This is a genomic window from Thalassovita mediterranea (assembly GCF_001458435.1).
Classification (GTDB): Bacteria; Pseudomonadota; Alphaproteobacteria; order Rhodobacterales; family Rhodobacteraceae; genus Thalassobius; species Thalassobius mediterraneus.
Genome location: NZ_CYSF01000007.1, coordinates 163,770 through 189,238, shown reverse-complemented (window position 1 = coordinate 189,238; position 25,469 = coordinate 163,770). Strand labels below are relative to the sequence as shown.

The window sequence follows — 25,469 nt, the reverse complement described above, 5'->3', positions numbered from 1 at the left end:
CAAGGCTGCGCAGGATCACATGGCGCCTACATTCGGGCGAAAAATACCGCCGACATGCCAAAACCGATCACGATGATCACTGTGCGCACCACTGACTTCGGCAGCATCTTGGCCAATCGCGCGCCCGCGAATCCCCCTGCAATCGCCGCCAGTGCCATCATCACCGCCTGCGGCCACACCACAATACCCGCCAACGCAAAGGTCGCCACCGATATGGCTGAGATCACGAAAGACAGCGCGTTTTTCAGCCCGTTCATCTGATTGAGACTCTCCATCCCCCAGAGCGCAAACAGCGCCAAGAGGACGATACCCAGACCACCGTTGAAGTAGCCGCCATAGATCGACACCAACAGCAACCCTACGGTACCGTATGGCGTAGCACTCAGCGCGGATCGCTGCATCCAGCCCTGTATTTGCGCCTGAAAGGCAAAGGCCAGCGTTGCCGCCAACAGTAGGAAGGGCACGATGACCGCGAACACCTCGTTCGAGGACACCAGCAACAACAGCCCACCGATCAATCCCCCAACGAGAGTGACCACGCAGGCCCGCCACAGGCTAAGGCGCGGCAAAGCTTCGATCTCACTGCGAAAGCCCAGCGCCGCCGACAGATAGCCCGGAAACACCGCCACCGCGCTGGTGGCATTCGCGGCCACCGGCGGAATGCCGATAAACACCAGCGCCGGAAAGGTCAGAAAGGTGCCACCACCGGCCAGCGCATTGATGATGCCAGCACCGAAGCCAGCGGCAAGGATCAGAAGAATGTCAAACATACCTGATGCCTAGCCGCCAGACAGCTTTGGCGCAAATAGATTGTCCGGCGACCCTGCCCATGCAACAGTACCAACATGGAGGAAATCGAAGCAGAAACCACCGCCGCCGCTGAGGCCGCCCAAGAGGCCGCGAATGGCAACATCCCGGACCAAAGCACCGAAGAGCTGGCATTGGGGCTGGCCGCAGATCTGGAACGGTTCCTGACCGGGCTGTTGCGACCGTGGAATGCCTATCAGGTGGCCATTGCGCTGGGATTGATTGCGGCCGCCTATCTGCTGACCCGACTGCTAGCGCCACGTCTACATGATTGGATGCGCACCCTGACAGGGATGCCAACATGGCGGATGCGCCTACTGGTGATCCTGCACAAGCGGTTGAACCTGATCCTCTTTGCTGCGCTGATCTGGCCCACGGTTTGGATCATGCGCGAGGTCACATGGCCCAGCCGTAGTTATATGTTGGGAATCATCGCGCAATTGTCGCTGGCGTGGCTGATCATCGCAGTCGCCACCCGTTTGATCACCAACAAATTCCTACGGTCCGGTGTCCGGTATCTGGGTTGGATTTGGGTCACCCTGTCGATCCTGAACCTGACCGATACTGCCCGCGCCATTCTGGAAAGCGCGGCGATTGATTTCGGCGATCTGCACCTGTCTCTCTGGACCGTTGTGCAGGCCGTCATCGTTTTGGGTGCCTTGATCACTGTTGCACGCTTCCTCAGCCGCACCAGTTCGGACCGGATCAGGCGCAACGATGAAATCTCGCCTTCAATGCAGGTGCTGTTGATCAAGCTCCTGCAACTCGCCCTTTACTGTGCGGCACTGTTCCTTGGACTGAAGGCTGTGGGCGTGGATCTGACCGGTCTAGCGTTTCTATCCGGTGCAATCGGTGTCGGCCTTGGCTTTGGCCTGCAAAAGGTGGTGTCGAACCTCGTCAGTGGGGTGATCATCCTACTGGATAAGTCGATCAAACCGGGCGACGTCATCTCGCTGGGGGCGACCTTTGGCTGGATTGAGGCCTTGGGCGCGCGCTATGTCAGCGTGGTCACACGGGACGGCAAGGAATACCTCATCCCGAATGAGGATCTGATCACCGGACAGGTGGTCAACTGGTCGCATTCCAACGACTTCGTGCGCCTCGATATCAACTTTGGCACCGCCTATCACGACGACCCGCATCTGGTGCGCCGCATCGCGATTGAGGCGGCGCAAAGCGTCGACCGCGTCCTCAGCAAGAAGCCCCCCGTCTGTCACATCATCGGGTTCGGCGACAGTTCGGTGGATTACGTCCTGCGCTTCTGGATCGAAGACCCCACCGGCGGGCTGACCAACATCCGTGGCAACGTCTATCTGGCGCTGTGGGATGCATTTCAGGCCCACAGCATCTCCATCCCATTCCCACAGCATGAGGTACGCATGCTGCCGCAAACAGAGCAGTGATTCACGCTCCGCCCCAGATTTCGGGCTCAAATACGCAACTTCGAGACCGATTTGGCCAAATTGCTGCGTTTTCCCGCTTGAAGCCCAGATTGAGATTCCACATATCCGGTGCTAATCTAAAAACAGTCCGGCGCCGGGGCTTATCGCGGCGTGTGCAAGAAGGAGGACATTGTCCTGTCTCTCAACGAAACTGCGGCTGGCCAGTCCGGCGCCGCCCCCAAAGATGTCACCAGCGAAGAACTGCTGGAAATCATCCTAGCCTCTCTCGAAGATGATAAGGCCGAGGATATCGAGCAGATTGATCTGCGCGGCAAAACCTCGATCGGCGACTACATGGTCGTCTGCTCTGGCCGTTCGTCGCGCCAGGTCTCTGCCATCTCGGAAAAACTGGTCGACAAGCTGAAGCAGGATCTGGGCCGTCTGAGCCGGATCGAAGGCAAAGCCACCGGCGACTGGGTGCTGATCGACACGGGCGATATCATCGTACATGTCTTCCGCCCCGAAGTGCGCGAATTCTACCAGATGGAAAAGATGTGGCAGGACGGCATTTCGCCGGACAAACCGCAGGGCTGATCCCATGCGGGTTCACATCTGCGCCGTGGGCCGGTTGCGTACCGGCCCGGAAAAGGCGCTTGTTGACGACTATACCCAACGTTTTGACCGCACTGGCCGGGCCCATGGCCTTGGCCCCCTCACCTTTCATGAGGTTGAGGACAAAAAGGGTGGCGGCATGGCAGCCGAGGCGGCGCTGTTGGATCGGGCGATCCCCAAGGGTGCGTTGCTGTGCGTGATGGATGAACGTGGCAAGCTGCTATCCTCGCCCCAGTTTTCCGACAAACTGGGCGAATGGCGTGACAATGGCCGTCAGGATCTGGCGATCATTATTGGCGGTGCCGACGGCATTGATCCCAGCCTACGCGCGCGGGCGGATTTCGCCATTTCGCTGGGCAAGATGGTTTGGCCCCACATGATGGTGCGGGTGATGCTGGCCGAACAGCTGTACCGCGCGGCGTCCATTCAGGCGGGTAGCCCCTATCACCGCGTTTAAATGCGCTTAAATCGCATAGATTTCGGCACAAACGCAGCGCTTTCCGCCTGATTTGCGCCAATTCCGGTAGAGTGCTTGCCCCCTCTCTCAGACCCCCTTAGATAGCGGGTAGGTATAAGAGGGCAGGCCATGACACAGCAAACGACACATCCGAAACCCGTTGTTTTGTGCATTCTCGATGGTTGGGGCAAACGCGCTGAAAACGGCGCCAACGCGCCTGCGCTGGCCAACACCCCGACCTTTGACCGGATCATGGAAACCTGCCCCTCGGCAGAGCTGATCACCCACGGACCCGACGTAGGCCTGCCCAGCGGTCAGATGGGCAATTCCGAAGTGGGCCACACCAACATCGGTGCCGGTCGTGTGGTAGCGATGGATCTGGGGCAGATTGACCTGTCGATTGAAGATGGCAGTTTCTACAGCGCCGAGGCGATTGTGGAGTTTGCCACCAAGCTGAAGGCATCCGGTGGCTCCGCGCATCTGATGGGGCTGATTTCCGATGGTGGCGTACACGGCCACCTGACCCATATCATTGCAGCAATCAAGGCGATCACCGATCAGGGTGTGCCCGTTGTGCTGCATGCCGTGACCGACGGGCGCGATGTGGCGCCCAAATCGGCCTTTACCTACGTTGAACAGCTGAACGAAGCGCTGCCCGAAGGGGCCAGCGTGGGCACCGTGACGGGCCGCTATTTCGCCATGGACCGCGACAACCGTTGGGAACGGGTGTCAGAGGCCTATGATGCAATGATCCACGCCAAAGGCGGCAGCGCGATCAACGCCCGCCGCGCGGTGGATGCCGCCTATCAGCGCGAGGAAAGCGATGAGTTCATCACCGCAACCGTCATCCAAGGGTATGAAGGCGCGAAGGATGGCGATGGGTTCTTCTGCCTGAACTTCCGCGCCGACCGTGCCCGTGAAATCCTGCGCGCCATTGGTGAGCCGGGTTTTGACGCCTTTGACATTGGCACCCGGCCTGACTGGGCTGCACTCTTGGGCATGGTGGAATATTCCGAAGGCCATAACGCCTACCTCAACACCGTCTTCCCGCCGCGTGACATCGTCAACACGCTGGGCGCATGGGTGGCCAAACAGGGCAAACGTCAGTTCCGTCTGGCCGAGACGGAGAAATATCCGCACGTGACCTTCTTCCTCAACGGCGGTCAGGAAGACCCCGAGGTGGGCGAAGACCGCTACATGGCCCCCTCGCCAAAGGTGGCGACCTATGACCTACAGCCAGAAATGAGCGCACCGGAAGTGACCGAAAACTTCGTCCGCGCGATTGAAGAAGGCTATGACCTGATCGTCACCAACTACGCCAACCCAGATATGGTCGGCCACACCGGCGATCTGGATGCGGCGATCAAGGCCTGCGAAGCCGTGGATCAAGGTCTGGGTGCCGTGGTTGAGGCGCTGGAGAAAGCGGGTGGCGCAATGATCGTCACCGCAGATCACGGCAACTGTGAAACAATGGTGGACCCTGAAACCGGCGGCCCGCATACGGCCCACACCATCAACCCCGTGCCTGTTGCACTGATCGGTGGCCCCGAAGGTGCGGTGTTGCGCAACGGCCGTCTCGCGGATCTGGCCCCGACGCTGTTGCAGCTGATGGAGCTGGACCAACCGGCAGAGATGACCGGTCAGAGCCTCCTGTCCGAATGATTCGCGCCGCGCTCCTCTCCCTCTGCCTGATGGGCCTCGCGCCCTTGGCGGCGGCCCAGACGACTGATCCCGCCGCCTTGGCAGAGGCTGCAGCAATCCGTCTGGATCAGGCGGGACAGGCATTGGCCCGCGCCGAAAAGGCCCGCGATCGAGTGAAAGCACTGTCTGAAACGCTGCGCGCCTATGAGGATGGGCTGGAAGCGATGCGCGAAGGTCTGCGCCGTGTCTCCCTGCGTGAGGCGCAGTTAACAGCAGAGCTGCAATCGCGCGAGGCAGAGGTGGCCCAGCTCCTCGGTGTGTTGCAATCCATCGCCGCGACCCCTGATCCGGTTCTGGCCCTGCACCCTGATGGGCCAACAGGCACTGCGCGATCCGGCATGCTGCTGGCCGATGTGACGCCCGCACTGACCGACCGTGCCAGCGCTCTGCGCGAAAAGCTGGAAGAGGTCGCCATGCTACGTGCCCTACAGGAAAACGCTGTCGACACTCTGTCGCGCGGATTGGACGGTGTGCAGCAGGCCCGTAGCAATCTTAGCCAAGCTATTTCAGATCGCACCAACCTGCCCCGCCGCTTTACCGAGGATCCGGTAAAAACCGCGATCCTTATCGCGTCGACTGAAACTCTGGCGGGTTTCGCCTCCGGCCTCAGCGAAATTGCCGAAGGCGAGGCGCCCGGATCGCTGCCCGATATGAGCCACCGCAAAGGCAAACTGCCTTTACCCGTTCAGGGCACCATCCTGCGCCGCGCAGGCGAAGCGGATGCAGCTGGCATCAAACGCCCCGGCCTGATCATGGCCACCCGCCCGCGCGCTTTGGTGACGACACCTACAGCGGCGACCATCCGTTACCTCGGCCCGTTGCTGGATTATGGCAACGTAGTGATTCTGGAACCACAGGCGGATCTGCTCTTTGTGCTGGCAGGACTGGATGTGGTCTATGGAGAGGCAGGGCAAGTCCTACCATCCGGCAGTCCGATCGGTCTGATGGGCGGACAGGATGCACAAATCGGCACGATTGTGTCACAGGCTAGTGAGGGGGGTAGAACTGCCGCCTCAGAAACGCTCTATATAGAGGTCAGAGAAAACAACGCCCCGGTCGACCCGGTCGCGTGGTTCGCAACCGGGAAGGACAACTAACCCATGAAGAGATTTGTGATGGCCGCATTGGGCGGCACTCTGGCTGGGGTGATCGCCACCACGCAGGTGGCAGGTCCCCTGCTGGCGCAAGAAAACAACACTCAGACCAATGTCTATGAACAGCTGGATCTGTTCGGTGACATCTTTGAGCGTATTCGCGCCCAGTATGTCGAAGAAGTTGATGAAAAAGATCTGATCGAGGCAGCCATCAACGGCATGCTGACATCGCTTGATCCACATTCCTCGTATCTGTCGCCGGATGATGCGGCTGACATGCGGGTGCAAACCCGTGGCGAGTTCGGCGGTCTGGGCATCGAGGTCACGCAAGAAGAAGGCTTTGTTAAAGTGGTTTCGCCCATCGACGGCACCCCAGCAAGCGAAGCGGGCGTCGAGGCAGGCGATTTCATTACCCATGTAGACGGCGAAACCCTGCTGGGCCTGACACTGGATGATGCAGTTGAACTGATGCGCGGTCCCGTGGGCAGTGAAACCCTGATCACCGTTGTACGCGAAGGCGAACCCGAACCCTTCGACATCTCGATCATTCGCGACACCATCAAGCTGACCGCTGTACGTACCCGTACCGAGGGCGACACCGTGGTGCTGCGCGTCACCACCTTCAACGACCAAACGTTCCCGAACCTGAAATCTGGTCTGGAGAAGGCGGCCGAGGATCTGGGCGGTCTGGACGCAGTGAACGGCATCGTGTTGGACCTGCGCAACAATCCCGGTGGTCTGCTGACACAAGCGATCCGCGTTTCCGACGCCTTCCTTGAAAGCGGCGAGATCGTTTCGACCCGTGGCCGCAACCCCGGTGAAGGAGAGCGTTACAACGCAAAAGAAGGCGATCTGGCCGACGGCAAACCGATTGTTGTACTGATCAACGGCGGCTCTGCCTCTGCCTCCGAAATTGTAGCCGGTGCGCTGCAGGATCACCGCCGTGCGATCGTAGTGGGCACCAAGAGTTTCGGCAAAGGATCGGTCCAAACCGTGATGCCGCTGCGTTCCAACGGCGCCATGCGCCTGACCACTGCGCGGTACTACACACCGTCGGGCCGTTCGATCCAGAACCTTGGCGTGTCGCCTGACATCGTCGTTGAACAACCCCGCCGCCGCCCCGACGCCGAGGAAGAGGAAGCCAACCGCAACAGCCGGTCCGAGGCGGACCTGCGCGGTTCGCTCTCCAACGACTCGCTGTCCGAGGATGAGATCCAGCAGATCGAAGAAGAGCGCGCCAAGGCCGAAGAGGCTGCGAAACTGCGCGAAGACGACTATCAGCTGGCCTATGCCATCGACCTGTTGAAAGGCCTGTCGGCCATCGCGGCGAAAGAGTAATCGCACACTCAATGCTATAGGCATTCAAAAGCCTCCGGTTCCAACCGGGGGCTTTTTCATTTAGTCAGAACCAAAGCCCTACGCTGCAACACAGGATCGACAGATGACACCCGAAGAGATTGCCAAATTGCCCTACCGCCCCTGTGTCGGGGTGATGCTGATAAACGCAGATGGCCATGTATTTGTTGGTCAGCGCCTGGATAACGAAACCCCAGCCTGGCAGATGCCCCAAGGCGGCGTGGACGAAGGCGAAGCCCCCCGCGATGCGGCCCTACGGGAGCTATGGGAAGAAACAGGCGTAACCGCTGACAAGGCAGAGATCATCGCAGAAACCGATGGCTGGCTGCCCTATGATCTGCCCCATGACATCGTGCCCCGCATCTGGAAAGGCCGCTACCGGGGGCAGGAACAGAAATGGTTCCTGTTGCGTTTCAACGGGCAAGACAGCGACGTAAACATTGCCACCGACCACCCCGAATTTTCCGAATGGCGCTGGTTGCCTGCCAACGAACTGGTGGCAAACATCGTTCCCTTCAAACGAGACGTCTACACCCGCGTCCTAAACGCCTTTGCAGATCATCTCTGACACTTCTCAATAAAATAGGCGCCCCAACAACGGTGGCGCCTATTTAGTGTTCCCGTAAATTCGTCCACCAACGGCGGATCAGGCGAATTGCAACGCCCGCGTCGGGCGGATTGCACCCGTTACCAGCCCATCCCAATTGCGAATCGCAGGCGTCATGAATTTGCGTGCGGCAGGATGCGCCGCATCCAAAATGCCAAGCCGCACCAAAATCGCAGCAATAGCCGCTTCGGCGCCGCGTGTCGTGCCATCCATAATCTTTAGCGCGACGCCCAGTTTCATCTCTGGGATGATTGCAATGAAGAACGCCTCGGCCCCCGTTTTCAATGCGACCCGCCCGCCGCAGGCGCGCATCAGTTCGGTGCAGGCGCGGCCTTCACCGGCGACCAGTTCGGGATAGGTCACCATCGCATTGCGCAGGCGCGCAGCCGCGCTTTGGCGGGCATCGCCGTCTTCCTCGGCGGCCGCGAAAAACGCCATCGCGCGGGCAATACCGTGCAAGGTCGCCGCATGGTTTGGTGCCGAACAGCCGTCGATACCAAAGCCTGGGCTGTTTTCACCAGTGACGTTCTCAAAGGCATCCAGGCAGGCTTGCTGAACCGGATGATCAATCTGGCAGTACTCCGCATCGCCACCCAAATGCTGTTTCAACGTAAGAAAGCCCGCGTGTTTACCCGAACAGTTGTTATGCACACGACAGGGCGACTGCCCGTCACGGATCATCTGGATGCGCAACGCGTCATCGCGGCTTTCTTGTGGGCCACAGCGGAAGTCATCATCCCCACACCCTAAGTCTGCCAACCAATTGTTGACCCGTTCGACATGGATCGGGGCACCATTGTGGGACGCGCAGGCCAATGCCAGATGGGCAGGAGTCAGACCACGGGCATCGGCGGCACCGCTTTCCACCAACGGCAGCGCCTGCAACATCTTGGACGAAGAGCGCGGCAGAACAACGGCGTGGGGATCGCCCCATGCCTCAACAATCTGGCCATCGGCGCCGCAGATCACCGCGTGGCCACAATGCAGGCTCTCCAGAAAATCGCCACGCCAGACTTCAACCAATGGCACTGCTGCTGTCATCTCTCGCTCTCCTCGATGTTTCGCGAAAATCCGCCAATCGGCCTTTCGTTGCTGGCGACTTTTGCGTTAATGTAGCACTGTCGCGACAGATGTGCCTGTTTCCACACTAAAACGCCAGCCCAAGCTGGGCGTGGATCAGGCCGGACACGATTTGAGGCAAGAACAGCTGGAGGCTGGATTAGATGGTATCGCGTATTGCGCATGGATTGATTGTGGCAGCAATGACCCTGGCAACCGCTGGCACTGCGGTAGCGCAGGCAAGCAGCACCAATGAGGTTGCAACCAAAACCGATTGGAGCGTGTTTGAAGACAGCAATCCAAAGGAATGCTGGGCTGTTGCCGCCCCCAAAGAAACCGTCAACACCCGCGAAGGCCGCATCGTTTCGGTCAAACGCAGTGATATCTTGCTGATGGCATTCTACCGCCCCGGTTCTGGGGTACAGGGCCAACTGGCCTTTACGGGTGGGTATAATTTTGCATCTGGTGTGCCTGTAACAATCAACATTGACGGCGCCGAATTCAATCTGTTCACCCAGGGCGAATGGGCTTGGACCAATAGCGCGGCCGATGACGCTAAAATCATCACCGCAATGAAACGCGGCCGCTCCGCCACAGTGACCGGTCTGTCCCAGCGCAGCCGCACCACGACCAAAGACACATTTTCCCTCTCGGGCTTCACCGCCGCGATCGAGGAAGCACAGGCGCGCTGCAAATAAACGCAGCCCATCCGGTGTGGAAACAGCAAACCCCGATCGCCAATGGCGCAATCGGGGTTTATTTTTGCCCCTACGTCACTATTTCCTTGCGAAATAGCACCACTGGTCTATGCGGGTTCGAACCACAAAAGACCGAAGGCCAATGGCAGCAGAGCGCACCCTCGACACCCCCGAGTCCCCCACCTCCACCACATCGCAGAAAGCAAAGGCAGATGCCCAGAAATGGGTCCGCATCATGGCCCGCTACCGCGATCCCAGCACCAGTCGCAGCCTGACTGAAGTGGCAATCACTTTGCTGCCGTTTCTGGCGATTTGGGCGCTAGCATGGTGGGTCAGCGGCTACAGTTATCTGCTGGCTTTCGCCCTAGGTGCGGTGAATGCACTGTTCCTTCTGCGTCTGTTTGCGATCCAGCACGATTGCGGCCACGGCGCCCTATTCGCCAACCGTCACCTCAGCGACTGGACCGGTCGGATCATCGGCGTTCTAACCCTGACACCTTATGACGTCTGGCGCCGCACCCACGCGGCCCACCATGGCACCGCAGGCAATCTAGATCGCCGCGGCATGGGCGATGTCCACACCAAAACCGTTGAAGAATATCAGGCGCTGTCGAAGTGGGGGCGTCTGCAATATCGCCTGTACCGCAACCCGTTTATTCTGTTCGGGTTTGGTCCCAGCTACCTGTTTTTCCTGCAAAACCGTCTGCCACTTGGCCTGATGAATCAGCGCCGCTACTGGATGTCGGCGATGACCACCAACCTGTCAATCGCCGTTTTGTTCGGTGTGATCTGGTATTTCGGCGGTCTGGCCCCGCTGCTGCTGATCGCGCTGCCTTCTATCCTGATTGCCGCCACCATCGGCATGTGGCTGTTCTATGTACAGCACCAGTTTGAATGCACCCAATGGGCGCCCGACAGTGACTGGCACATGCAGCATGCTGCGCTTTATGGATCGTCCTACTACGTCCTGCCCAAAGTGCTGCAATGGTTCAGCGCCAATATCGGCATTCACCATGTGCATCACGTCTATAGCCGTATCCCCTTCTACCGCCTGCCAGAGGTGCTGAAGGACCACGCAGAACTGGCCAAAATCAACCGGATGAACATCCGCGAAAGCCTGCGCAATGCCCGCCTGCACCTGTGGGACGACAAAACCCAGCGTTTGCTAAGCTTCGCACAGGCGCGTCAACTATACGGCTAAGGCACGCGCATAGCTGCCATGCAAGGCCAAAGCCTGCCCCACATAGGCTTTGGCAATTTGCCCCGAATCCTGTATGAGACGCGTTCATCCCATTTAGGAAGCGCGATATGACGGCCACTGCACCGATTACTCAGGATGTGAAAACCTTCCCCCGCAAACTGCCGGAGGGGCCGAAAAATATCGTCGGCCTGACCCGCGATGGTCTGCGCGAAGCGTTGATCGAAATTGGAACGCCTGAAAAACAGGCCAAAATGCGGGTCAACCAGATCTGGCAGTGGGTCTATCAGTGGGGCGTGCGCGATTTCGCCGAAATGACCAACCTGGCCAAAGCCTACCGCGCCAAACTGGCCGAAAATTTCGTCATCGAAGTGCCTGAGGTGGTCAGCAAGCTGGTATCGACCGATGGCACCCGCAAATATCTGGTGCGCATCGCCGGCGGCCATGAGGTTGAGGTAGTCTATATCCCCGAAGAAGGCCGCGGCACGCTGTGTGTGTCGTCGCAGGTGGGCTGCACACTGACCTGTTCCTTCTGCCACACCGGCACGCAGAAACTGGTGCGCAACCTGACTGCTGGCGAAATTGTCGGTCAGATCATGATGGCGCGCGACGATCTGGACGAATGGCCCGAACCCGGTGTTGGCACCGGCGATGCTGGCCCGCGTCTGTTGTCGAACATCGTTCTGATGGGCATGGGTGAGCCGCTTTACAACTTCGACAACGTGCGTGACGCGATGAAGATCGCCATGGATGGCGAAGGCATCAGCCTCAGCCGTCGCCGTATCACTCTGTCCACTTCTGGTGTGGTGTCGGAGATTGCGAAAACCGCGCAGGAAATTGGGTGCCTGCTGGCGATCAGCTTCCACGCGACGACAAATGAAACCCGCGACGTTCTGGTCCCGATCAACAAGAAGTGGAACATCCACGAACTGCTGACCGCGCTGGCCGAATACCCCAAGGCGTCGAATTCGGAACGGATCACCTTTGAATATGTGATGCTGGATGGTGTGAACGACAGCGATGAGGATGCCCATCGCCTGATCCAATACCTGAAGGATTACAACATCCCGGCCAAGATCAACCTGATCCCGTTCAACGAATGGCCCGGATCGCCCTACAAATGTTCGTCGAACAACCGCATCCGCGCCTTTGCCGACATCATCTACAAGGCAGGTTACGCCAGCCCAATTCGCAAAACCCGTGGTGATGACATCATGGCTGCCTGTGGTCAGCTGAAATCGGCCACCGAACGCGCCCGGAAATCGCGCAAGCAGATTGAGGCAGAGGCAGGTCTAAACGGGTAATTTGGGAATAGGGCCGCAAGGCAGCGACCGAAACCGGCGGCCTTGATAGGGTCTAGTATCCTGATTCTCTCGGCTTGAAACCAGCCGGGAATTCGTCATTTGCTACCGCCTTTTGGCGGTAGCTGCCGCCCTTTGCCGCGAACATTACCGTTTTGGCGGGCTGCGCAGGGGATCAAACATACGCTCTACTCAACATGTGAACCCATGTTGGAGATCGTTGTTATGTTTACCAGTGCTATTGAAAAGAACCCCCTTCAGTCCCTCGCCGTTATCGAGTTGCTGCGCGAAGAGCGTCGTAAATCCTTGTCCCTGCGTGAATTTAAACACCGCCTGATGGGCTACGGTTATAAAATCCGCCAAACCGCGCGCGGCGCGGTGGTGGAAAGCGTCAGCTCACAGAAAGAGATCTGCAAGCTGCCGCGTGAATTGATGCATTAAGCCAGATACATCTGGGGCTTACCGCCCCGGAATGGCCTCCCGCGTGGTGCCCGCGCCTTCCCAGGTTTCAATCGCCTCGACCGCCTCGGCGGCTGTTTCGACGAACCGGAACAGTTCCAGATCCTCAGCCGAAATGGTGCCTGCCTCGGACAGGGCTTCCCAGTTGATGATCGATCGCCAGAAGCTTTCGCCAAACAACAGGAACGGCACCCGCGCCATGCGGCCCGTCTGAATCAGCGTCAATGCTTCGAACAGCTCGTCCAGTGTGCCGAAACCGCCGGGGAACACGGTGATCGCCTTGGCACGCATGAGGAAGTGCATTTTGCGGATGGCGAAGTAGTGGAAGTTAAAGCACAGGTCCGGTGACACATATTCATTCGGCGCCTGTTCATGCGGCAGCACGATGTTCAGACCGATGGATTCACCGCCCGCATCCCGTGCGCCGAGGTTCCCCGCCTCCATCACGCCGGGGCCACCGCCGGTGCAGACCACATAGTCATGACGATCGGTTTCGCGATCTTTGAGCGTCATCAGACGGGCGAACTCTCGTGCCTCATCATAATACTTCGACAGATCAGCCAAGGTCTGGGTGCGCGCCTGATCCTTTGCCTCAGGACGTGGGATACGGGCGCCACCAAACAGCACCACCGTGCCCTCGACACCATATTCATCCATCAAGAGTTCCGGCTTCAGCAATTCCAGCTGCAACCGCACAGGGCGCAGATCTTCGCGGCACAGGAAGTCATTGTCGTTGAACGCCAGCTTATAGGACGGCGCCCGCGTTTGCGGGGTATCGGGCACCTCATGGCTGGTTTCAATGTCGGTATGCGCATCGCGCAGCGGGTTGCGGCGGTCGTCTGTCATGCTCGGAAATCCTTATTGTCTATAGGGTTAGCCTAGCGCGCGCCCTACCTTCTGACCAGTGAGCCTCACACAGGTTTGAGGCGGCGCAAAGGGGGAAATTACGCAGCAACACGCCATTTCGAGACTTGCCCGATTAGGGCTGAAAAATTATAGATAATTCATGTCAAACGCCACCATCGCCGACCGCATTTACGCCGACCTGTCCGAACAAATCATCCGGGGCACCCTGCCGCCGGGGGAAAAACTGCGTCAGGATCACATCGCGCGGGCCTTTGACACCAGCCATGTGCCTGTGCGTGAAGCACTGCTGAAACTAGAAGCGCACGGGCTGGCGATCAGCCAACCGCGCCGGGGCACGCGGGTCAGCGAACTGGATCCGGCAGAGCTGCGTGAAATCACCGATATGCGCGCATCGCTGGAGGTTCTGGCGCTGCAACACGCGGGTATGGTGATGACCAGCGCCGATCTGCATAAGGCTGAAGAGGCGCGCAAGGCCTGCGATGCGGCAGAAGATCTGCCCAGTTGGGAAGCAAAAAACCGCGCCTTTCACCGCACAATCCTCGCGCCCTGCCGTATGCCACGTCTGCTGGCGACCATTGACGATCTGCACATCGCATCCGCCCGTCACCTGCTGGCTAACTGGAAAAGCGGCTGGATCCAGCGCGAGGATAAGGACCATGCGGCGATTCTATCGCTGCTGCGGCGACGTGATGTCAGCGCCGCCTGCGAGTTACTGCGTCGCCATCTGCGCAAAACGGATCGCATCACCCTGCGCTAAAATCCCGATTTTATAGACAAAATCACCGTATTAAAAATTCGTCTTGAAAAATTATCTATTATGTAAATGATGCACCGCAGCAAATGGTAATTTTTATCTATAAAAAGGAATCCCCGCGATGACCACTACCGCAAACACCACTGCAGGCAGCCTCAGCCTGCCCGCACAGATCCTGCGTGTCGCCACCGGCGTTGCGCTGTTGACCGTCAGCGCCAAGGTACAGGTGCCGTTCTGGCCCGTACCGATGACCCTGCAGGTTGCCGCCCTGATGATGATCGCCGCGACCTACGGCCTGCGCCTCGGCACGTCGACGATGATGGGCTATCTGGTGGCCGGGGCCGCTGGCCTACCTGTTTTCGCTGGCACCCCGGAAAAAGGCATCGGTCTGGCCTATATGATGGGCACCTCGGGCGGCTATCTGGTGGGTTTCCTCGTGGCGACGGCCATTGTCGGCTACGCGGCGGACAAACTGCCGAAACTGGCGCTGTGGCCTGCGATGTTCGCCGGTCTGGCCGCAATCTACGCCTTCGGTCTGGCGTGGCTGGCACAATTTGCGCCTGAGGGCAAACTGCTGGCGTGGGGCTTCACCCCGTTTATCGCGGGCGATCTGGTGAAAATCACCCTTGCCGCTGTTGTGGTGTTGGGCGCGCCTGCCGCATTGATCGCGAAAATCCGCGGGACTGCATCGGATGCTTGATCAAGATCCCCAGAAGGCATCCCTGACCGCGTCGGAGTTCCGCTCTGACTGGACCGTGGATGAGGTGGAGGCGCTTTTGCGCTTCCCCTTGCTAGACCTGGTTGGCCGTGCAAATGAAATTCACCGCCGCCACCACGACGCCGAGGACATCCAGAAGGCCAGCCTTCTGTCGATTAAAACCGGCGGCTGTCCCGAAGATTGCGCCTATTGCCCGCAATCCGCCCACCACAAAGAGGTGGATCTGGACAAAGAAAAACTGATGAACCCCAAACATGTTGTGTCGCTGGCCAAACGCGCGCAGCAGGCAGGCGCCGAACGGTTCTGCATGGGGGCCGCGTGGCGCCGCGTGCGCGATGGGCAGGAATTTGACAACGTGCTGGAAATGGTGCGCGGCGTGAATGATCTGGGGATGGAGGCCTGTGTCACCCTTGGCATGCTGGAACCCCATCAGGCGCAGGCTTTGGCCGAGGCGGGGTTGAAAGCGTACAACCACAACCTCGACACCAGCCCTGAATTTTATGGCGAAATTATCGGCACCCGCACCTATCAGGACCGTCTGGAAACGCTGGCGCACTGCCGCGATGCGGGTCTGGATCTGTGCTGCGGTGGCATCATCGGCATGGGCGAAAGCTGGCGTGATCGTGCATCGATGCTGCAGGTGCTGGCAGGCTTTGATCCCCACCCCGAAAGCGTGCCGATCAACGCATTGATCGCCACCAAAGGCACGCCGCTGGAACACCGCGAAAAGGTGCAGGCGTTTGATCTGCTGCGCATGGTCGCCACCGCGCGGATCCTGATGCCGAAAACCCGCGTGCGTCTGTCGGCGGGGCGCTCTGACTTCTCGGCGGCGGAGCAGGCGCTGTGTTTCCTTGCGGGGGCAAACTCTGTCTTTTACGGCGATGTGCTGCTGACCGCGCCAAACGCGGGCACCGGTGATGACCGCGATATGTTTGCCGCCCTTGGGTCGCTAAGCGCCACGTAAGTGACGCCCAAGATTGCGCAAAGGCCCTTGCTCACCTATAGCAAGGGCGAAACGCAGCCCAAAAGACCCACAGGATACAGAGGACAGCCCATGTCGAACGCTCAACTGGAACAGGCAATCGAAGCCGCCTGGGACGCCCGCGACACCATCACCCCCGCCACCACCGGCGAAACCCGCGACGCTATCGAGGACACGCTGCAAGCGCTGGATTCGGGCAAGCTGCGCGTGGCTGAGAAGCTGGAAAGCGGTGACTGGCATGTGAACCAGTGGGCCAAAAAGGCCGTTCTGCTGGGTTTCCGCATCAAGGACATGGAACTGCAATCCGGCGGCCCGCAGGGGTCCAGCTGGTGGGACAAAGTGGACAGCAAGTTCGCCGGTTGGGGCGAAGCGGAATACAAAGCCGCTGGTTTCCGTTCCGTGCCCAACGCCATCGTTCGTAAATCCGCCTTCGTCGCACCCGGCGTAGTGCTGATGCCGTCGTTTGTGAACCTCGGCGCCTATGTGGATGAAGGCACCATGGTAGACACCTGGGCCACCGTTGGTTCCTGCGCGCAGATCGGTAAAAACGTGCACCTGTCGGGTGGCGTAGGCATTGGCGGCGTTCTGGAGCCGATGCAAGCTGGCCCGACCATCATCGAAGACAACTGCTTCATCGGTGCCCGCTCCGAAGTGGTCGAAGGCTGCATCGTGCGCGAAGGCTCGGTTCTGGGCATGGGCGTTTACATCGGCCAGTCGACCAAGATCGTTGACCGCGAAACCGGCGAAGTGATGTATGGCGAAGTGCCGCCCTATTCGGTTGTTGTGTCGGGCTCCATGCCGTCGAAAAACGGCATCAACCTCTACTGCGCGGTGATCGTGAAACGTGTGGACGAAAAAACCCGTTCGAAAACCGGCATCAACGAGCTGCTGCGCGATTGATCCGATCCGGTTACGGAAATGAAAACGGCGCCTCTCGGGACGCCGTTTTTTTGTGGTCCTGAATTTCCGAACAGTTCAGCCGGCGCGTAGCGCCTGAGCTTCATAACCCCGCAAAGACATCCGCGCCGCCGGGCCATAACCGCGTCCAGTTGCCAGATCCAATTGCGGAAACAGCGCCAAAATCTCAGCCTGCGCGCCGCGATCGAAACCTGCGGCAGCTTCGGGTCCGGGCAGGTAGCTCTCGCTCCAGATTCCGTTGGTGTGCAACACTTCGTGGCGATCAAACAAAAGATGCACGTAGGTCACTTCGGGGTTTTGCAGGCAGCGACAGACCGTCTTGCCATCCACCAGATGTTTCGCTGCAACCAAAACTTCGTTCGCCTCAAACAACATCGACACACGTTCTTCGCGGATTAGCAAACGGTGCTGTGGCGAAATCAGCAGCCGACCATGTTCACCCAAGGCATTTGGCGCAACCTCGATAGGGGCGTTCTCGGGGGTCACCGCAGTATGACAACTGCCCGCCCAGCGCACAGGCTGGTATCCGTGATCGCGGGTCAGAACCAGATCACCAGCGACCAGCTGCTCCACCGGCAATGGTCCACGTGCAGTATCAACGCGGGTGCCGGCAACAAAACATGGAACAGACGATACGGTGACATACCCCGCAGCTTCTGCGCCAGAGCCATCGACAACGGTATATGTAAAGGTGCTTTCATCATCGACATCAGCGGCTGTGATTTGCAGCGTGCCGTCGGGGTTCAGACTGATCTGTGTGCCAGAGGCCAGCGTAATGACATTTCCCGCCACCAACGGCTGATTGTTGATATGGGTCAGTGTCAGCTGGCCACCATCATAGGTGCTGTCATTTGCAAGGACATCCAGCGTACCTTCGGAACCGACCTGCAGGTCAATTTCATCGTCCAATACCGTAATCGAACTTTGAATACTGTCGGCCTTGATCATCAGGTTGCTGTCATATGCGGTATCGCCTGCGTCAGCGATCCCAATCTCAAGCGTGTTCAACTCACCAGGTTTGACCGGCGCCCGCAGGGTCAGGGTGATGGTCATCCCGTCCATTTCGGTATTGTAGTCACCGTTCGCGTTGTCGATGTACCAGTCGGGATTGCTATCTGGGTTGATCTCATCGATCGAGATTTCACTGTCACCAAGGGTCAATTCTGCCTGCTCGCCGTTGACCCAGATGCCAACAGCATCGTTGAAACCGGAATCGACCCATTCCAGATACTCTTCGGATGAAAAGGTTAGCTGCATCGACAGGGTATTTCCCTGTGGGATAAACTCTGCCTCAAAGATGGCGGCGTCAAAGGTTTCAACGCCAGCGATAGAGTTTAGCCCTGCATGGTTGTCGACACCGTTTGTATCGGTCGTGGTCTGCGTGGATTTGTTTGCAGCCCCCCACGCATTGGTGATCTTGTGCGCCTTGCCAGTGGACAGGATAACGCCACTGTCTGAGGGCGCCACGCCCGGCATTGTCTCATCGGCACCGGAATAGATCCCCGATGAACGGGCATCCCCATGATAGGTGGCGTCCTGAACGGTTACACCAGACCCGAAAATAGCATCGGCCATCTGATTTGCAGAGGCATTTACATTGACGCTCAACTTGCTTGCAGCAACCATTTCAGAACTCGTACGCTTAATTCATGCTAAATATTTATCATTAAAATTTATCATTGATCCGCCGCAAACTCTGCACATCAAACGTAGAGCCCACCCCCCTTTTTTGCTGGCACGATATGGGGGTTTGTTCGTAGCGCACAAATCCCAAAGTTTGGGTTATGAGGAACGCACCCCTGCAAAAGGTGGTGCGCCGCCAATGCAGAAACGAATCCCATAAAAGCGACGGAAACCAAATGGAGCTGCGTATCAGTGGGAAATCTAGCATTAAGAGGACCCCACATGTACCGAATTGCCCTACTTGGCGTTGCCATCATCATTGGCGGCTGTGTTCAATCCTCCAAGGCAGGCAGCGACACCTCGCATAGTCATGAACACGCTCATTACCACAGTGCCAGCCACGTCCAAATGTCGATCAAGGGCGATCAGCGTTGCATTCGCTCACAGGCCACACCCGCACATAGCGTCGGACAATTTCCGACGCGCGGGAACCCGCATAGCTTCCGCCCTCAGGACCTGACTGTTTGTGTCGACGCTACGCCCGAAAAAACCGGCCAGGTGACTCGCAGCACCAGCGCTTCCGGCATCACGCTGTCGGGCATCCTACTGCGCCCCGGCACTGCCGAATACTATGATCCAAACGGGCGCCGCGGATTTTCGCGTGACCGTTCCAGCGGTTGGCGGGTTGAAGGTATGGGCGCCGCCAGCCAATTGGGCATGGATCACGCCAATGCCCACGTCGATCACCGCGGGCTTTATCATTACCACGCCCCAGCGGACATCTGGACAGCAGACCTGATCGGTGGTGATAGCGCCAGCCTGATTGGCTATGCGGCAGACGGATTTGAAATCCACTATATTGGGGATCAGGCGCGCAGCAGTTGGCAACTGAAATCCGGCACCCGCCCCGCAGGCGCGAACAGCCCAGGTGGACGCTATGATGGAACCTACGAACAAGACTATGCCTATCGCGCAGACAGTGGCACGCTAGACGAATGCAACGGCGCAACGGTCGAAGGGCGGTATGTCTACTTTGCCACCGATACATATCCCTTCTTCCCGCGCTGTTTCAAAGGGACTGTTAGCCGTGACCTGCAACGGCGCCGGTAACTGGATACACTGACTAAAGGCCGCGGCTTCGCGCTTGATCCACTGATCCTATCAGCGTATTGGCATGGCCCATGACCGAGAAAAAGAAACAAAAGAAACCGTCGCGCCAGCAGGTCTATACGCTGCTGGTGCAGGTTGGCCGCAAGGATGGCGATGGCCTGCCCGAAGGGGCCACAGGCGGCGCCCTGATGATCTATGCCAGCGGCGTAGACGAAGCAGAAGCTGTGCGTGAAACCGTGGCGATCCTGAAACAGGCCGATCTGGCGCCGTTGGATGTGACCGGCTATGGCACGCTGGACGAACGTCTGGAACAGGGCCACGACATCAATGATGAAGAACGCGCACTCATGGCCCGCGCCCTCGAGGAGAACTCTGTCATTGTGGCGCAAATGACGCCGTTTTTTGATGGCGAAGATCTGAGTGATCTTGACGGCGAAACGGTCCAGTAAATACGCCGGTTGTGCGCGTCTTCAGGCCGCGCGCAACTCTGCCAGCGTGATCGCTTCGAACTGATCCAGCAAGGGACAGCTTGGCGCCAGATGCTCTGGCAAGCGCGCGCGCTCCACCTCGGACAGCAGCGATGCGCGCATTAACGCTGCATCGCGCCGTTTGCGGCCCAAAAACAGGGTTTCCAACAGCGCACCTGCGGCAATACAGGGCTCATTTCCCGGGGTCACGAATTGATAATACCGCAGCGTATCCCCAACACGTGGCCGAATGGCAGACACCCCATTGACCAGATGAGTCGCGGGAATACGCACGTGGGATCGACCAAAAAGATATTCCACAGCCGACCCAGCTGTGCGCAGATATTGTTCCGCACCGACCACCAGATCGCGTTGCAGCCCAAAATAGGGGGCCCGCAACAGAACCGGCGCAAAACTTCCAAGGCTGGGCACTTCGCGAGAAATAACGTGCAGCACAGGCACCAGTTCACCGCTGCCCGTACGCAGCAGGTCACCACGCCGAATGCGCGCTGCGGCGCGATATCCCCGATCGGTCAACACAGGCACCTGTGCTGTCAGGCTGGGCATAGGCCCGATCGGCTCCACGGCATCCGAAACAGCAAAGAACAACACGCTTCGATCCATCTGGCGCTGCAACGGATCCAGCGTCATGACCTGTAGATCATTCAACAACAGCGGCTTGGGGTCATGCAGCTCTTTCAAGAACACACGCCCTGACCGGATACGTTCGATTGCCAAACGCCCCCAGCGGGCAGGCGCATCCCAACTGTAGGTAACGCGCAACTCTTCGGCCTGTGTGACCGCATCATGCTCCAGAACAGTATGAAAAACATCGCGCCCCTGCGTGATGACCAACGCGATGCCACCCGTCGGTAATTCCTGCACAGAGAGCGAGCTGATCCACGGATGGTCGCGGTGATACCCCAGCAAACGGCGTGGACGTCCGTCGCCGGGCAGGCGCATTTCAAACATCAGGGAACCGCGCACCAACAGGCTATTGGGCGAAAGATCATGGCGCACAGGGCGCAGGTCATCCGCTGCCGATGCGCCGATCCCTGCGAGGTCAAATACCTGCCGTGTTTGATCTGATAGCGCGATCCAACCCATGGCTCAGGCAACCTGCTCCTGTGTTGTCGCGGGACCCTCTGCGTCAGGATGCAACAAGCTCGCCTCAAATCGGCGCAGCGCCTTGCGAGCTGTCGGCCCGTACCCCTCACCAGTGGTGGGGTCAATTTCAGGGAACAAGGTGCAGATTTCGTTCATGATGTCCTGTTCCAAAGCACTGGCCATTTGCGGCCCTGGCAGGAAGCTTTCGGTTTCCAAACCTTCTGACCATAGGATCTGATGACGATCGAACATCAGATGCACATAGGTCACATCCCCCCCCGCGATCTGGCGCACGTTGACACCATCCACCAACTCTTTGGCGGCAACCAGCACTTCGGCTTCGCCAAACAGCAGCTCGCTGCGTGGATCGTTCAACATCACCCGATGCAACGGCGAGACCCACAGGTCGCTATGCTCTCCAAAGGTGCCACGCCGAATATGAATCGGGGCAAAATCCCCTTCTGCGGCAACAGTACGGGACCCGATCCAGCGCACTGGCTGTGCGCCATCATCCTTGGTCAAAACCAGATTGCCGACCTGCAAATGCTCTACCGCGATTTCACCCTCTGGGGTTTTCACGCGCGTGCCTTCGACAAAGCAAGGCACCTGATTGATCGTCACAAAGGCCGTATCGCTGACGCCGCCACTAGTTTCGGCGGTGTAGGAAAAGGTTACGCTTTCCAGATCACCGTCTGCCAGCACCGTGAGGGTGCCATCAGCATTCACCTGCAATTGCTGACCTGTCGCCAGCGTAATCACCGATCCCGCCGATACAGCCTGACCGTTGATGTGGGTCAGGGTCAATGTGCTGGTGCCGTCACCATCGTTGGCCAGCACATCAACTGTTTTGGAAAACCCCGGCGCCACATCGACACTGTCGTTGGTCGCTATAAACGCGGTCTGCACGCTGTCGCCGGCAATCAGCAGGGTCGAGTCATAGCTCGAATCGGTCACATCTGCGATGCCGATCCGCAGGGTGTTCACATCACCGACGTTAACGTCCATTTTCAGCGTCATCGTGGCGGTAAAACCGTCCATTTCAGTATTATACTGATCGTTCAGGTTCGAAATGAAGAGCGACTCGTTGTTGCCCGCGTTGATGTTGAGCGGGTCGATGTCCCCATCCCCAATCGCCAGATCAACCTGTTCGCCATTCACCCAAACGCCGATAAAATCCTGATAGAGACTGCTGACGTATTCAGGATATTCCTCGGACGCGAACACAAACTGGATCGTCATCGTGTCGCCGGTCGGGATAAAGGCCACATCCAGAAACGCCGCATCGTAAGTGCGCGTACCAGCCGCCGCATTGAAATCTGCGTTGTTATCAACACCACGCGTGTTTGAAGAGGTGCTACCCGAAGTGTTGGTGTTAAACGAACCACTGCTGCGGGTGAAATTGCTGGTGCGCCCAGTCGACAGAATTACCCCAGTGTCACCCGGCGTGACGCCATCTGACACGTTGTCACCGTCCGAATACGTTCCCGAAGAGCGCCGATCGCCAGAATAACTGGCATTCACCACTGTGACGCCATCACCAAAAATTTCCTGCGCCATCTGAACAGCGCTGGCGTTGTTGTTAATCGGCAGTTCCTGCGCAATCGCCATATGCTCACCCACCCCTTTCAGCGGGCAGCACGCAGCCAGAGCAGCCCAGACATCACGTCTGGATCATCCTTTGAAATCTCTGCTCATCTGGGCCTTTTGGCCTCTGTGATTCTTGCGCCCTGCCTCGGGTCATTTTCTTTGACTATACATACTTTTGAGACTGGCGTTAAGATTCTGTTTACCTTGAAAAAAGTCGCATGGCGTTTGTGACGCTTCTGCATCGCCTGCCCGCAAAGCATGGTTTTGTTGCCCTTTGGCCCAAGACGCGCTAGCCCTTGGCCCAATGCAAGGAGCCCCGTCATGTCGCAATCTCATCCCTCTCCCATTTGTCCGGTTGATCTGTCGGCCAAACTGATTCAGTGCCCTTCGATCACGCCCTTGGAAGGCGGAGCGCTGGTCCTGTTGGAGGAACTATTGAGCGACGCGGGCTTTAGCTGCACACGGGTAGATCGCGAAGGCATTCCAAACCTTTACGCCCGCTGGGGCGATAAAGGCCACGCGCGCAGCTTTGGGTTCAATGGTCACACCGACGTGGTCCCCGTAGGGGATGAAGCCGCATGGACCAAACCACCGTTCTGCGGTGAAGTAGAGGATGGCATACTCTGGGGGCGCGGTGCGACTGATATGAAAACCGGCGTTGCCGCCTTTGCCGCCGCAGCGGTGGATTTTGTGCGCGACAAGGCGCCCGATGGATCGGTCATTCTAGCGATCACCGGCGACGAAGAAGGTGATGCGGATTTCGGCACCACCGCGCTGCTGGACTGGATGGACCAGAACGGCGAAGCAATGTCGGCCTGTTTGGTAGGTGAACCCACCTGCCCCAACCATATGGGCGAGATGATGAAAATCGGCCGTCGCGGCTCGATGACCGCATGGTTCACATTCACCGGCAAACAGGGCCATGCGGCCTATCCTCATCGCGCCAACAACCCGCTGCCCGCGATGGCGCGGTTGATGGATCAACTCGCCAGTCATGAATTGGATCAGGGCACCGATCACTTCGATCCCTCGACGTTAGCGGTGGTGACAATGGACACCGGCAACCCCGCAACCAACGTGATCCCCGCCAAATGCACTGCAGCGGTGAACATTCGTTTCAACGACGCCCACACGGGTGCAGATTTGACGGAGTGGCTGCAAGAGCAAGCAAACAAAATCACCGCCGACACCGGTGTTGAAGTGGATATGGTGGTGAAAATCTCCGGCGAAAGCTTCATCACCCCGCCCGGTCCGCTGTCTGATCTGGTTGCAAAGTCGGTGGAGGCTGAAACCGGCGTTGTGCCGGAACTATCCACCACCGGCGGCACCTCGGACGCACGTTTCATTCAGGCGCATTGTCCGGTGGTCGAATTTGGTCTGGTCGGCAAAACCATGCATCAGGTGGATGAGCGTATCGAAGTGGAGCAGATCCACCAGCTGAAGGCGATCTACAGCCGCATCCTAGCGGACTACTTTGCATGAACTGGCAAATCGCGCCCACCGAGGATCTGACCACCTGCTTCGCCCTGCGCCATGAGGTGTTTGTGCTGGAACAAGGCGTGCCTTTGGCCGAGGAGCAGGATGCACTTGATGCAACCGCGACGCATATCCTTGCCAGCGTAGACGGCACGCCGAAAGGCGCTGCACGCATCCTGTTTAATGGCGATGTTGCCAAGGTGGGCCGCGTTTGCGTGATTCAATCCGCACGCGGCACGGGTCTGGGCGCGGCGATCATCCGCGCCTGCATCGACATCGCGGCAGCGACACCCGACATCCGCACCGTCAAACTGGGCGCGCAGGTCAGCGCCATCGGGTTCTACGAAAAACTGGGCTTCAGCGCCTTTGGTCCGGTCTATGACGACGCTGGCATCGACCACCGCGATATGAAGATGGAGCTCCCCAAATGACAACACGCCGCCCACATCTGGTGATCATGGTCAAGGAACCCCACCCCGGTCGGGTGAAAACCCGTCTGGGCCGCGATCTGGGCATGACCACGGCCGCATGGTGGTTCCGCCATCAAGTGCAGTCGCTGCTGCGCCGGATCGAAGATCCGCGTTGGGACACGGTGCTGGCCGTTGCGCCGGATGTGGAGGGCATGAATAGCCGCGTCTGGCCCGCCCACCTGCCGCGCATTCCACAGGGACGCGGCGATCTGGGCGACCGGATGGGCCGCGTGTTCCTGACCGCGCCGGTTGGGCCTGTTTGCATCATCGGCGCGGATATTCCCGGCGTCACCCGCGCCCATATCGCCCGCGCCTTTGCCGCGCTTGGCAATCATGACGCTTGTTTTGGTCCTGCACCTGATGGCGGCTACTGGCTGGTCGGGATGAAACAGGCCACCCGCCCGCCGCGCACCCTGTTTCAGAATGTGCGCTGGTCCACTGAACACGCGCTGGCGGACACCATGGCCAGCCTGCCCGGCAAACGCATCGCCCTGATTGATGAGCTGGACGATGTGGACACGCTGGCGGACTTGCAGGCGATGGGTAAATAGCACTCGATAGAACGCTTAAGCCTAGCGCCGTTCCGAGGGGGCGGTTCGGGCCGGAGGCACGCCTTTGGCGTGACGCAGCCCAACAGTTCCTGTTGGGCGGGACATCCT

The 25,469-nt window shown here is 58.7% G+C and carries 26 protein-coding genes; 20 read left to right on the top strand and 6 right to left on the bottom strand.

Going from position 1 to position 25,469, the window contains the following annotated elements; genetic code table 11:
* Positions 1–26 precede the first annotated feature (26 nt).
* Complete coding sequence (locus TM5383_RS08310) at positions 27–770, bottom strand: sulfite exporter TauE/SafE family protein (RefSeq protein ID WP_058318577.1); 744 nt, start codon at positions 768–770, stop codon at positions 27–29.
* Between the two features lie 75 nt (positions 771–845).
* Between TM5383_RS08310 and TM5383_RS08305 the strand changes: the two genes are divergently transcribed.
* The 7 genes from TM5383_RS08305 (at position 846) to TM5383_RS08275 (ending at position 7,977) form a co-directional block, all read left to right on the top strand.
* Positions 846–2,210, top strand: coding sequence for a mechanosensitive ion channel family protein (locus tag TM5383_RS08305; protein ID WP_082645436.1), 1,365 nt, complete (start codon positions 846–848; stop codon positions 2,208–2,210).
* Between the two features lie 150 nt (positions 2,211–2,360).
* Positions 2,361–2,783: a ribosome silencing factor gene (gene rsfS / locus TM5383_RS08300; RefSeq protein ID WP_076400249.1), complete on the top strand. Its 423-nt coding sequence runs from the start codon at positions 2,361–2,363 to the stop codon at positions 2,781–2,783.
* Positions 2,784–2,787: 4 nt separating this feature from the next.
* Entirely contained in the window at positions 2,788–3,258 is a 471-nt protein-coding gene (gene rlmH, locus TM5383_RS08295; protein ID WP_058318576.1) for a 23S rRNA (pseudouridine(1915)-N(3))-methyltransferase RlmH, read from the top strand.
* 129 nt (positions 3,259–3,387) lie between these two features.
* The gene (gpmI, locus tag TM5383_RS08290) at positions 3,388–4,920 is read left to right on the top strand and encodes a 2,3-bisphosphoglycerate-independent phosphoglycerate mutase (RefSeq protein ID WP_058318575.1); all 1,533 of its coding nucleotides are present in this window, start codon (positions 3,388–3,390) and stop codon (positions 4,918–4,920) included.
* Entirely contained in the window at positions 4,917–6,056 is a 1,140-nt protein-coding gene (locus tag TM5383_RS08285; RefSeq protein WP_058318574.1) for a murein hydrolase activator EnvC family protein, read from the top strand. Before gpmI ends, TM5383_RS08285 begins: the two co-directional genes overlap by 4 nt.
* A gap of 3 nt (positions 6,057–6,059) precedes the next feature.
* The gene (locus TM5383_RS08280) at positions 6,060–7,391 is read left to right on the top strand and encodes a S41 family peptidase (RefSeq protein WP_058318573.1); all 1,332 of its coding nucleotides are present in this window, start codon (positions 6,060–6,062) and stop codon (positions 7,389–7,391) included.
* A gap of 103 nt (positions 7,392–7,494) precedes the next feature.
* Positions 7,495–7,977: an RNA pyrophosphohydrolase gene (locus TM5383_RS08275; RefSeq protein ID WP_058318572.1), complete on the top strand. Its 483-nt coding sequence runs from the start codon at positions 7,495–7,497 to the stop codon at positions 7,975–7,977.
* 78 nt (positions 7,978–8,055) lie between these two features.
* Here TM5383_RS08275 and TM5383_RS08270 read toward each other — a convergent pair whose 3' ends face one another.
* Positions 8,056–9,057, bottom strand: coding sequence for an asparaginase (locus tag TM5383_RS08270; protein WP_058318571.1), 1,002 nt, complete (start codon positions 9,055–9,057; stop codon positions 8,056–8,058).
* Between the two features lie 182 nt (positions 9,058–9,239).
* On the opposite strand from TM5383_RS08270, the gene TM5383_RS08265 reads away from it, so the two are divergent.
* The 4 genes from TM5383_RS08265 (at position 9,240) to TM5383_RS08250 (ending at position 12,713) form a co-directional block, all read left to right on the top strand.
* Positions 9,240–9,773 (top strand): invasion associated locus B family protein, encoded by a 534-nt coding sequence (locus TM5383_RS08265; protein WP_231725081.1) that lies wholly within the window; start codon positions 9,240–9,242, stop codon positions 9,771–9,773.
* Between the two features lie 142 nt (positions 9,774–9,915).
* Positions 9,916–10,974, top strand: a complete 1,059-nt coding sequence (locus TM5383_RS08260) for a fatty acid desaturase (RefSeq protein ID WP_058318570.1) — start codon at positions 9,916–9,918, stop codon at positions 10,972–10,974.
* A gap of 107 nt (positions 10,975–11,081) precedes the next feature.
* A complete protein-coding gene (gene rlmN / locus TM5383_RS08255; protein WP_058318569.1) occupies positions 11,082–12,275 on the top strand; it encodes a dual-specificity RNA methyltransferase RlmN in 1,194 nt (397 codons plus the stop codon).
* Positions 12,276–12,497: 222 nt separating this feature from the next.
* Positions 12,498–12,713 carry a hypothetical protein gene (locus TM5383_RS08250; protein ID WP_076400254.1) on the top strand — a complete coding sequence of 72 codons (216 nt, stop codon included), beginning with the start codon at positions 12,498–12,500 and terminating at the stop codon, positions 12,711–12,713.
* Positions 12,714–12,731: 18 nt separating this feature from the next.
* Here TM5383_RS08250 and TM5383_RS08245 read toward each other — a convergent pair whose 3' ends face one another.
* Positions 12,732–13,577: an LOG family protein gene (locus TM5383_RS08245; protein WP_058318567.1), complete on the bottom strand. Its 846-nt coding sequence runs from the start codon at positions 13,575–13,577 to the stop codon at positions 12,732–12,734.
* A gap of 160 nt (positions 13,578–13,737) precedes the next feature.
* On the opposite strand from TM5383_RS08245, the gene TM5383_RS08240 reads away from it, so the two are divergent.
* From TM5383_RS08240 to dapD, 4 genes are all read left to right on the top strand, one after another.
* Positions 13,738–14,355, top strand: coding sequence for a GntR family transcriptional regulator (locus TM5383_RS08240; RefSeq protein ID WP_058318566.1), 618 nt, complete (start codon positions 13,738–13,740; stop codon positions 14,353–14,355).
* 118 nt (positions 14,356–14,473) lie between these two features.
* A complete protein-coding gene (locus TM5383_RS08235) occupies positions 14,474–15,052 on the top strand; it encodes a biotin transporter BioY (protein WP_058318565.1) in 579 nt (192 codons plus the stop codon).
* Positions 15,045–16,034, top strand: a complete 990-nt coding sequence (bioB, locus tag TM5383_RS08230) for a biotin synthase BioB (RefSeq protein ID WP_058318564.1) — start codon at positions 15,045–15,047, stop codon at positions 16,032–16,034. The genes TM5383_RS08235 and bioB overlap by 8 nt, the downstream gene beginning before the upstream one ends.
* Positions 16,035–16,124: 90 nt before the next feature.
* Positions 16,125–16,952 (top strand): 2,3,4,5-tetrahydropyridine-2,6-dicarboxylate N-succinyltransferase, encoded by an 828-nt coding sequence (gene dapD / locus TM5383_RS08225; protein WP_058318563.1) that lies wholly within the window; start codon positions 16,125–16,127, stop codon positions 16,950–16,952.
* Positions 16,953–17,027: 75 nt separating this feature from the next.
* Here the strand turns inward: dapD and TM5383_RS08220 are convergent, their stop codons facing one another.
* The gene (locus tag TM5383_RS08220) at positions 17,028–18,596 is read right to left on the bottom strand and encodes a choice-of-anchor L domain-containing protein (protein ID WP_058318562.1); all 1,569 of its coding nucleotides are present in this window, start codon (positions 18,594–18,596) and stop codon (positions 17,028–17,030) included.
* Between the two features lie 279 nt (positions 18,597–18,875).
* On the opposite strand from TM5383_RS08220, the gene TM5383_RS08215 reads away from it, so the two are divergent.
* Positions 18,876–19,703 carry a YHYH protein gene (locus tag TM5383_RS08215; RefSeq protein ID WP_058318561.1) on the top strand — a complete coding sequence of 276 codons (828 nt, stop codon included), beginning with the start codon at positions 18,876–18,878 and terminating at the stop codon, positions 19,701–19,703.
* Between the two features lie 71 nt (positions 19,704–19,774).
* Positions 19,775–20,152, top strand: a complete 378-nt coding sequence (locus TM5383_RS08210) for a DUF8846 family protein (protein WP_058318560.1) — start codon at positions 19,775–19,777, stop codon at positions 20,150–20,152.
* Positions 20,153–20,173: 21 nt separating this feature from the next.
* Here TM5383_RS08210 and TM5383_RS08205 read toward each other — a convergent pair whose 3' ends face one another.
* Both TM5383_RS08205 and TM5383_RS08200 read right to left on the bottom strand, forming a co-directional pair.
* A complete protein-coding gene (locus tag TM5383_RS08205; RefSeq protein WP_058318559.1) occupies positions 20,174–21,277 on the bottom strand; it encodes a Hint domain-containing protein in 1,104 nt (367 codons plus the stop codon).
* Between the two features lie 3 nt (positions 21,278–21,280).
* Positions 21,281–22,885 carry a Hint domain-containing protein gene (locus tag TM5383_RS08200; protein WP_058318558.1) on the bottom strand — a complete coding sequence of 535 codons (1,605 nt, stop codon included), beginning with the start codon at positions 22,883–22,885 and terminating at the stop codon, positions 21,281–21,283.
* A gap of 300 nt (positions 22,886–23,185) precedes the next feature.
* Here TM5383_RS08200 and dapE point away from each other — a divergent pair, with 300 nt between their 5' ends.
* The 3 genes from dapE to TM5383_RS08180 are packed head-to-tail and all read left to right on the top strand — an operon-like array spanning position 23,186 to position 25,361.
* On the top strand, positions 23,186–24,346 hold the full coding sequence (gene dapE / locus TM5383_RS08190) for a succinyl-diaminopimelate desuccinylase (protein ID WP_058318556.1): 1,161 nt from the start codon (positions 23,186–23,188) through the stop codon (positions 24,344–24,346).
* Positions 24,343–24,771 (top strand): GNAT family N-acetyltransferase, encoded by a 429-nt coding sequence (locus tag TM5383_RS08185; protein WP_058318555.1) that lies wholly within the window; start codon positions 24,343–24,345, stop codon positions 24,769–24,771. Before dapE ends, TM5383_RS08185 begins: the two co-directional genes overlap by 4 nt.
* Positions 24,768–25,361 (top strand): TIGR04282 family arsenosugar biosynthesis glycosyltransferase, encoded by a 594-nt coding sequence (locus TM5383_RS08180; protein ID WP_058318554.1) that lies wholly within the window; start codon positions 24,768–24,770, stop codon positions 25,359–25,361. Before TM5383_RS08185 ends, TM5383_RS08180 begins: the two co-directional genes overlap by 4 nt.
* The last annotated feature ends 108 nt before the right edge of the window (positions 25,362–25,469 follow it).

Excerpts from the sequence above, each read along its gene's own strand:
- TM5383_RS08310 (WP_058318577.1), bottom strand. The coding sequence starts at position 770 with ATGTTTGACATTCTTCTGATCCTTGCCGCTGGCTTCGGTGCTGGCATC.
- TM5383_RS08305 (WP_082645436.1), top strand. The coding sequence starts at position 846 with ATGGAGGAAATCGAAGCAGAAACCACCGCCGCCGCTGAGGCCGCCCAA.
- rlmH (WP_058318576.1), top strand. The coding sequence starts at position 2,788 with ATGCGGGTTCACATCTGCGCCGTGGGCCGGTTGCGTACCGGCCCGGAA.
- gpmI (WP_058318575.1), top strand. The coding sequence starts at position 3,388 with ATGACACAGCAAACGACACATCCGAAACCCGTTGTTTTGTGCATTCTC.
- TM5383_RS08285 (WP_058318574.1), top strand. The coding sequence starts at position 4,917 with ATGATTCGCGCCGCGCTCCTCTCCCTCTGCCTGATGGGCCTCGCGCCC.
- TM5383_RS08280 (WP_058318573.1), top strand. The coding sequence starts at position 6,060 with ATGAAGAGATTTGTGATGGCCGCATTGGGCGGCACTCTGGCTGGGGTG.
- TM5383_RS08275 (WP_058318572.1), top strand. The coding sequence starts at position 7,495 with ATGACACCCGAAGAGATTGCCAAATTGCCCTACCGCCCCTGTGTCGGG.
- TM5383_RS08270 (WP_058318571.1), bottom strand. The coding sequence starts at position 9,057 with ATGACAGCAGCAGTGCCATTGGTTGAAGTCTGGCGTGGCGATTTTCTG.
- TM5383_RS08265 (WP_231725081.1), top strand. The coding sequence starts at position 9,240 with ATGGTATCGCGTATTGCGCATGGATTGATTGTGGCAGCAATGACCCTG.
- TM5383_RS08260 (WP_058318570.1), top strand. The coding sequence starts at position 9,916 with ATGGCAGCAGAGCGCACCCTCGACACCCCCGAGTCCCCCACCTCCACC.
- rlmN (WP_058318569.1), top strand. The coding sequence starts at position 11,082 with ATGACGGCCACTGCACCGATTACTCAGGATGTGAAAACCTTCCCCCGC.
- TM5383_RS08250 (WP_076400254.1), top strand. The coding sequence starts at position 12,498 with ATGTTTACCAGTGCTATTGAAAAGAACCCCCTTCAGTCCCTCGCCGTT.
- TM5383_RS08245 (WP_058318567.1), bottom strand. The coding sequence starts at position 13,577 with ATGACAGACGACCGCCGCAACCCGCTGCGCGATGCGCATACCGACATT.
- TM5383_RS08240 (WP_058318566.1), top strand. The coding sequence starts at position 13,738 with ATGTCAAACGCCACCATCGCCGACCGCATTTACGCCGACCTGTCCGAA.
- TM5383_RS08235 (WP_058318565.1), top strand. The coding sequence starts at position 14,474 with ATGACCACTACCGCAAACACCACTGCAGGCAGCCTCAGCCTGCCCGCA.
- bioB (WP_058318564.1), top strand. The coding sequence starts at position 15,045 with ATGCTTGATCAAGATCCCCAGAAGGCATCCCTGACCGCGTCGGAGTTC.
- dapD (WP_058318563.1), top strand. The coding sequence starts at position 16,125 with ATGTCGAACGCTCAACTGGAACAGGCAATCGAAGCCGCCTGGGACGCC.
- TM5383_RS08220 (WP_058318562.1), bottom strand. The coding sequence starts at position 18,596 with ATGGTTGCTGCAAGCAAGTTGAGCGTCAATGTAAATGCCTCTGCAAAT.
- TM5383_RS08215 (WP_058318561.1), top strand. The coding sequence starts at position 18,876 with ATGTACCGAATTGCCCTACTTGGCGTTGCCATCATCATTGGCGGCTGT.
- TM5383_RS08210 (WP_058318560.1), top strand. The coding sequence starts at position 19,775 with ATGACCGAGAAAAAGAAACAAAAGAAACCGTCGCGCCAGCAGGTCTAT.
- TM5383_RS08205 (WP_058318559.1), bottom strand. The coding sequence starts at position 21,277 with ATGGGTTGGATCGCGCTATCAGATCAAACACGGCAGGTATTTGACCTC.
- TM5383_RS08200 (WP_058318558.1), bottom strand. The coding sequence starts at position 22,885 with ATGGCGATTGCGCAGGAACTGCCGATTAACAACAACGCCAGCGCTGTT.
- dapE (WP_058318556.1), top strand. The coding sequence starts at position 23,186 with ATGTCGCAATCTCATCCCTCTCCCATTTGTCCGGTTGATCTGTCGGCC.
- TM5383_RS08185 (WP_058318555.1), top strand. The coding sequence starts at position 24,343 with ATGAACTGGCAAATCGCGCCCACCGAGGATCTGACCACCTGCTTCGCC.
- TM5383_RS08180 (WP_058318554.1), top strand. The coding sequence starts at position 24,768 with ATGACAACACGCCGCCCACATCTGGTGATCATGGTCAAGGAACCCCAC.